Source organism: Methylobacterium sp. WL19 (assembly GCF_008040005.1).
GTDB lineage: Bacteria > Pseudomonadota > Alphaproteobacteria > Rhizobiales > Beijerinckiaceae > Methylobacterium > Methylobacterium bullatum.
The window spans coordinates 1-6,576 of the sequence record NZ_VRVC01000187.1 but is presented as its reverse complement, the minus strand read 5'-3'; the positions used below and the strand labels follow the sequence as shown (position 1 = coordinate 6,576).

The 6,576-nt window shown below is 67.1% G+C and carries 7 protein-coding genes and 1 pseudogene; 5 read left to right on the top strand and 3 right to left on the bottom strand.

Translation table 11 applies throughout. From position 1 onward, the window contains the following. The 3 genes and pseudogenes from FV220_RS26270 to FV220_RS23380 form a co-directional block, all read right to left on the bottom strand. A pseudogene (locus FV220_RS26270) lies at nt 1–172 on the bottom strand (PhnA-like protein); the annotation flags it as partial. Between the two features lie 89 nt (nt 173–261). Further along, nucleotides 262–771 (bottom strand): CsbD family protein, encoded by a 510-nt coding sequence (locus FV220_RS23385; protein ID WP_147833409.1) that lies wholly within the window; start codon nt 769–771, stop codon nt 262–264. A gap of 345 nt (nt 772–1,116) precedes the next feature. Continuing rightward, entirely contained in the window at nt 1,117–2,574 is a 1,458-nt protein-coding gene (locus FV220_RS23380) for a helix-turn-helix transcriptional regulator (protein WP_056159186.1), read from the bottom strand. Between the two features lie 555 nt (nt 2,575–3,129). Between FV220_RS23380 and FV220_RS23375 the strand changes: the two genes are divergently transcribed. The 5 genes from FV220_RS23375 to FV220_RS23355 form a co-directional block, all read left to right on the top strand. Next, nucleotides 3,130–3,801, top strand: coding sequence for a sigma-70 family RNA polymerase sigma factor (locus tag FV220_RS23375; RefSeq protein WP_238254272.1), 672 nt, complete (start codon nt 3,130–3,132; stop codon nt 3,799–3,801). Further along, nucleotides 3,794–4,486 carry an NrsF family protein gene (locus FV220_RS23370; protein ID WP_147833408.1) on the top strand — a complete coding sequence of 231 codons (693 nt, stop codon included), beginning with the start codon at nt 3,794–3,796 and terminating at the stop codon, nt 4,484–4,486. Before FV220_RS23375 ends, FV220_RS23370 begins: the two co-directional genes overlap by 8 nt. Before the next feature lie 97 nt (nt 4,487–4,583). After that, on the top strand, nt 4,584–5,582 hold the full coding sequence (locus FV220_RS23365; protein ID WP_056146692.1) for a glycosyltransferase family 2 protein: 999 nt from the start codon (nt 4,584–4,586) through the stop codon (nt 5,580–5,582). Continuing rightward, complete coding sequence (locus FV220_RS23360) at nt 5,579–6,262, top strand: class I SAM-dependent methyltransferase (protein WP_147833407.1); 684 nt, start codon at nt 5,579–5,581, stop codon at nt 6,260–6,262. The genes FV220_RS23365 and FV220_RS23360 overlap by 4 nt, the downstream gene beginning before the upstream one ends. A 190-nt stretch (nt 6,263–6,452) precedes the next feature. Continuing rightward, nucleotides 6,453–6,576: GTP-binding protein (locus FV220_RS23355; RefSeq protein WP_246686237.1), on the top strand; the 124-nt coding region annotated here is incomplete at its 3' end.

Genomic DNA, 6,576 nt, shown 5'->3' with positions numbered 1-6,576 from the left:
CTCCGACGCTGGACAGGCCGATGCCGACGCCGACCATGTTGAGGACGACCTGGGTCACCAGGGCGGTGACCGCGCCGGCGAAGATCGCGCCCCAGGACACCTGGTTCAGCAGGACGGTGCGGGTATCACCGGCGACGATCGGCGACGTCGGGATGCTGGAGGAAGAAGACACGTGGCAGAGCTCCGGGGTCGTCGGTAGTCCGAAGAATTCGGTAGTCCGAGCGGGGGAAGATGAAGGGGGAGGGGTGGCGCGGCGGACGTTCAGTCGCGGCCGTGGATGAGAAGACCGATGCCGTAGCCGAGGAGGCCAGCCACGAGCAGGGCGGCCACCGGGTGCTCGGCGACCTGATGGGTCACCTCGCGGCCACCCTGGCGCAGATACCGGCCACCGTTCTCGTAGGCGTCATCGGCGTAGTCGTAAGCCTCGCGGCCGGCATTGCGGACGGATCGCTCCGCGCGCTCATAGGTGTCGCCCGCCGCGTCCTGCGCCTGGCGTGCGCGGGCCTTGATCTCGCGTCCGTCGGACCCGGCGACATCGTCGACGGCGTCGCGGATGCGTCCGCCGACATCGCGGGCAGCGTCAGCGGCGTAGTCTGCGGCGTCGCCGACGGCGTCCTTCGCCCGTCCATAGAGGTTCTCGGCCGTGCCCTGGACTTCGCGCGCCCGGCCCTCGACCGAGTTGCGGTTCGAACCGGTCATGTCGCCGACCGCGCCCTGGATCTTGCCGCCGAGTTCTTTCGCGGCCCCGGTAATCCGATTGGTATCGACCATGATGTTCACTCCTGTGTCTGTAAAATCTCGACCGGACGATGTCCGGCGCCGTCAGCCTCACCCTAAGTCTCGGAAACGCTCTTGGGTTTCACTGTGGACTTCGGTAGTTTTTGCTGAGATCATCCTTCGCTCACCGCGTTTTGATCACCGATCAGCTTGCCGACGGCTTCTTATACCGAGCCATTGAGTGTTTCAGCCGCGATTGCGGACTTGGAAACGCTCATGAATCGATTCGAATACCGGATCGGCCTGACAACATGTCTTGATGTCTTGCGGCTCAGCACCTCAGTTGGCGCCTGCCGACCACCGATCAATGATGCATTCGTACTGGTAGAGCGATTTTATTTAACCGGCAGAGCCCGCAGGAAAGCCATTGTTGCGCCCCCAGACGATGGCCTCGGATCGCTTGTGCACGCCCAGTTTCCGGTAGAGGGCGGCGGCATGATTCCGGACCGTGTTGCGCGACAGGGTCAGGCGCTTGGCGATGGCATCGTCACCGAGCCCCGAACAGATGAGATCGAGAATCTGCCGCTCGCGGACCGTCATGTTCGGCGAGACGGAATCCTTGTGCTCGCCGCCCGGCCGACGCAGGTTGGCGAGCTTGTCGATGAGCCCCCGGCTGAACCAGGAGGTATCGGCCATGACGGTCTCGATGGCCTCGAACAGGTCACGCTCGCCGCGCTTGCGCTCGGTGATGTCCTGCAGGACGAGGAGTGCGTAGATGTCGTCCCCGATCTCGACCCGCTCGGCGGAGACGAGACAATCGAGGCTGGTCCCATCCTCGTGCTGCAGGCAGACTTCGAGCCCGAGGACGTAGCCGGTCATGGCCACGGCACTCTCGAACTTCTCGCGGGCCGCATCGTGGACCCAGAGCCCGAGTTCCGCCGGTGAGCGCCCGGCGACAGTCTCGGCGGAATGGCCGAAGACCCGGGTGAAGGCCTCGTTCACCCCGGTGATGGCGAAAGAGTTCGCCCGCGCGAGCACCGTCGGCACGGGGGTGAGGCTGAAGGCCTTCGCGAAGCGCTCCTCGCTCTGACGCAAGGCCATCTCGGCCTTCCGACGCAATTCGAGATCGGCGAAGGTGAAGAGCATGCACGGCTCTTCGCCAAACTCCATCGGCTGGCCGGCGACGATGACGTGGCGCACGCCGCCATCGGGAAGGTCGAGACAGGCTTCCATCTGCGGGATGGTGCCGCCTTCGTTCAGGCGCGAGATGGCCAGATCCCGGCTGCGGGCGCCCGCCAGGACATCGACCTCGTAGACGCTGCGGCCGATGACGGCATCGCGGGTGTACCCCGTCATCTCGAGGAAGCCGAGATTCACCTTGACGTGTCGCAGGTCCGCGAGCCGGCAGATCACCGCCGGGGCCGGATTCGCGTTGAACGTCTTCTCGAAGCGGTCCTCGGCCTCGAACTGGTCCGAGACGTCCTTGAGAATCAGTGCGAGGCAACTGGGATTGCCGTCGCGATCGGTGGCCACGAGGCTGCGCAAGGAATGGACGAAGGTGACGTCCGGCTCGTCGGTGCGCGTGACCTCCACGACCACGTCGTGGAACGTCTCACCGGCAACGACGCGCTCGATCGGGTATTGATTGGGTGTGCGGTTGTTGCGGTAGCGCAGGGAGAAGCGCTCGCGATAGATGTCGACGGTCTCTCCGAGCTCGCTCACGGACTCCGCCCCGTGCATCGCCAGGGCCGCCTCGTTGGCATAGGCGATGGTCTGGTCCGGCTCGACCAGGATCACGCCCTCGCTGAGGCCGGCGATGATCTGCCGGAGTTCGTACCTGTCGACGCCGAGTGTCACTGTGGCTCCAATAGCTTCATGGACCGGGCCACGGCCCAGCCTTCAACCAATGCGTGGGCGGTCAGTTCCAGGTTCACTCGGGAAGAGCCTGGTATATCTGAATGGTCCACAGGACTGTCGGGGAGCGGACAGGGAAGTACCCATTCAAGGGGCACCCTTGGTGCGCCGGAGGCCTGTCTACTCTTGCAAAGATCGACATTTGTATTTTCGCATCGGAGCAGTCTCGTCGAACAGACGCATCGGCGGACAGGCATCGAAGAACCGGTCGTCCCCTCGTCTTTCCTCGACCTGACAAACCCATCGCTCCCGTCGGATTTCGGAGGTGCGTCGGCCAAATGATCGGATTCCGGTCCGGGACGCGTAACCGGGGGAGGGCGATCAGCGAAATCCTTCTCATGGCCGCCGCAGAACCCGGTGCCACGACGAAGGACCGCTTCCCATGAGCTTTCTCGCCCACACCGTCTCCGTCGTCCCTTGCCGCCGATGCCACGGGCGCGGACTCGCGGGCGAAGGGCGGTGTGGCCAAGCCCACGGCGACGACTTAGGATCTCGTCCGTGAGCCTGGCGCAGGCGGCGCATTCGGGCCGCCTGTCCGTCCTGCAGGCTCGGCCTGCGGATTCCGGAAGCATCGCGACCATGCCCGCACGATCGATGGCATCGTCCGGCGAGGCCTCGCTGTCGGCCGCGATGCAGGCGGCTCAGAACGGCGATGCCGCAGCCTACCGTGCGCTCCTGCGCGACTGCGTTCCCGTCGTTTCCGCGATGGCGAGGTCCAAGGGTGTCCAGGGCACGGGCATCGACGACGTGGTTCAGGAGACCCTGTTGACGATCCACCGGGCGCGGGCCAGCTACGACCCCGCCCGGCCTTTCCTGCCCTGGCTCCGTGCCATCGCCCACCGGCGCGCCATCGATGCCCTACGCCAGGGCAGCCGCCGGCCGCGCGAGGTCGACGACCCGATCGCCTACGAGACACGCGCCGACGATGGCCCCCTGCCGGGGCACGATCTGGAGGACCGCGACCGTCGCCGGGCCGTGGTCCAGGCCGTCGCCCATCTTCCCCCGGGGCAGCGCGAAGCGATCGAGCACATCGCCCTGCACGAGCTCTCGCTCGACGAGGCCTCCCTCCTCACCGGGAGGACCAAGACGGCGCTGAAGGTCAACTTCCATCGAGCCCTCAAGGCGCTGCGTGCCTCTCTCTCATCCAGCAAGGAGGGTTCGGATGTCTGATCCCGCCAGACACGAACGTCTCGTCGAGGAGCTGGCCCGGTCGCTCGCGCAGATCCGCCCGCTTTCCGGGCCGGGATGGCGGGCCTTCGCCTGGATCTCCGCCGTGCTCGGCCTGGGTATTGTCCTTCTGCCCCTGTCGGATGCCGCCGCCATGCAAGCGCGTCTCGGCGTTCCGGATCTTCGCTATGCCGCGCTCGGCGCGATCCTGACGAGCGTGGCTGCGGCCTTCGCCGCCTTCCAGAGCAGCGTGCCGGGCCGCAGCCGGGCCTGGGCCCTGCTGCCGATCCCGCCCCTCGTCCTGTGGCTCGGCGTCAGCGGGCTCGGCTGCCTGCGCGCCTGGCTCGCTCCGGCTTCGAATCTCGCCGAAGCCGGGGAGATGCGCGGCTGCTTCGTCTTTCTGATTGGCGTCTCGCTGCCGCTCTCGGTCCTGCTGGTCACGATGCTGCGCCGGGCCTGCCCGTTGAACCCCGGACTCACGGCGGCCTTGGGGGGGCTCGCGGTCGCGGCGGCCGCGGCGGCGCTTCTGGTGCCGTTCCATCCTCACGACGCCACCGCGACGGATCTCGCCGTGCATCTCGTGGCCGTCCTCATCGTGGTCGGCCTCAACGGGCTCTTCGGCGGCCGCTTCCTCGAGGGAACGACCGACCGACGCTCCGCCGCCACGGCCGTGGATACCGATCCGTAGGCGGGCAGGAGGCGTCTCGCGCCGCCCGGTTAGAATGGCCTTAATCATGCGGCGCTAGACTTCCGCCGACCGGACCTTCCGTCCGCCGGCGACACGCATGACCGTGACATCTCCCTCGGCGCAGATCGGCACGCCGACCTACAGCCTCGTCGTTCCCGTCTTCAACGAGGAGGTCGTGCTGCCGGTGCTGCTGCACCGCCTCGACCAGCTCCTCGCCAAGCTCGACGGGCCGGCGGAGGTGATCATCGTCGATGACGGCAGCACCGACATGACGGGCATCGTCGCCGCCGGCCGCGCCAAGGACGATCCGCGCTATCGCTATCTCGCCCTGTCGCGGAATTTCGGCCATCAGGTCGCCATCACCGCCGGGATGGAGCGCGCCGCGGGCGCCGCCGTCGTGGTGATGGATGCCGATCTTCAGGACCCGCCGGAGGTCGTCCTCGAGCTCGCCGCCAAATGGCGCGAGGGCTACGAGATCGTCTATGCGAGGCGCCTGAGCCGGGAGGGCGAGAGCCGCTTCAAGCGCTGGACCGCCGGCCTGTTCTACCGCCTCATCCGGGCGCTCACCGCCATCGACATCCCGGCCGACGTGGGCGATTTCCGCCTCGTCGACCGCAAGGCCCTCGACGCCTTCCTCGCCATGCCCGAACGCGACCGCTTCGTGCGCGGCATGTTCAGCTGGATGGGCTTCCGCCAGACCGCCGTGCCGTTCCACCGTCTCTCGCGGACCCTGGGCCAGACCAAATACGGCTGGTCGAAGATGCTGCGGCTCGCCTTCGACGGCATCGTCGGCTTCTCCGACATCCCTCTCCGCTTCGCCCTCTGGGCCGGCACGGGGGTGTCCCTCTTCGCGCTGGCTTATGGATTCTACATCGCCGTGCGCGCCCTCTACGACCCGGCCCTGGTCAGTGGATGGGCCTCCATCGTCGTCCTCGTCTCGTTCCTGGCCGGCATGAACCTGCTGATGACCGGCATCGTCGGCCTCTATGTCGGACGCATCCATACCGAGGTGAAGAAGCGCCCCCTCTACGTGGTCGGCCGGGCGGTGGGGTTCCCGGAGGACGAGCAGGACGCGACATCGAGGATTGCGGCATGACCAGCGCCTTCGACGCGTACCGCACGAGCTACGATGCGGTGGTCCAGGATTCCATCGCCTTTTCCGGGCTCGAACACGGCTTCTTCCTGGACGCGAAGGCCGATCTGCTCGCGGACGTATTCGGCCGGCATTTCGGGACCTCCCGCCCGTCGCTCCTCGATGTCGGCTGCGGCGTCGGCCTCCTCCATCGCCGCCTTGCCGGCATCGTCTCGGGGATGGCCGGCACCGATCCTTCGCCGGAATCCGTGGCCCGTGCGGAGAGCGAGAACCCCGGCAACCGCTACCGCCTCCAGGAGGGCGGCACCTTGCCCTTCGAGGACCGAGCGTTCGACGCGACGCTGGCCGTCTGCGTCTTCCATCACGTCCCCGTCGCGGAGCGTTCCGGCCTGCTGGCCGACATGCGGCGCGTCACCCGCCCGGGCGGGCTCGTGGCGATCATCGAGCACAACCCGTGGAACCCGCTGACGCGCCTCGCGGTGTCGCGCTGTCCCTTCGATCACGACGCCGTCCTGCTCGGTGCCCGCGAGACCCGGGCGCTCCTCGCGGAACGAGGGCTGCGGGACATTCGCAGCCGACACTTCCTGGCCTTCCCGTTCCGGCGGGGATGGGTGCCCGGTGTCGAGAAGGCCATCGGCCGGATGCCGCTCGGCGCGCAGTTCCTGGCCTGCGGGACGGTTTGACCCCGCATCGAAGACGGGAGCCGGGTCTCGGCCGGACGACCACGCCGCAGGCTCGATTCGGCCTCTACAATCATCATCCCTTGATCATCTGACGCCGAGCCTCTATCCGGGCGGCGTCTTTCGCCCGGCTCGACACCTCGAGCGCCGCCCTGGGCGACCGCTCATGTGACTTTGTTTTAGGAATGTGACGATGGCCAAAGAGAAGTTTGCCCGCACCAAGCCGCACTGCAACATCGGCACGATCGGTCACGTCGACCACGGCAAGACGTCGCTGACGGCGGCGATCACGAAGGTCCTGGCGGAGTCGGGTGGCG

Coding starts and splice junctions, on each gene's coding strand:
- FV220_RS23385 (WP_147833409.1), bottom strand. CDS start 771: ATGGTCGATACCAATCGGATTACCGGGGCCGCGAAAGAACTCGGCGGC.
- FV220_RS23370 (WP_147833408.1), top strand. CDS start 3,794: ATGTCTGATCCCGCCAGACACGAACGTCTCGTCGAGGAGCTGGCCCGG.
- FV220_RS23365 (WP_056146692.1), top strand. CDS start 4,584: ATGACCGTGACATCTCCCTCGGCGCAGATCGGCACGCCGACCTACAGC.
- FV220_RS23360 (WP_147833407.1), top strand. CDS start 5,579: ATGACCAGCGCCTTCGACGCGTACCGCACGAGCTACGATGCGGTGGTC.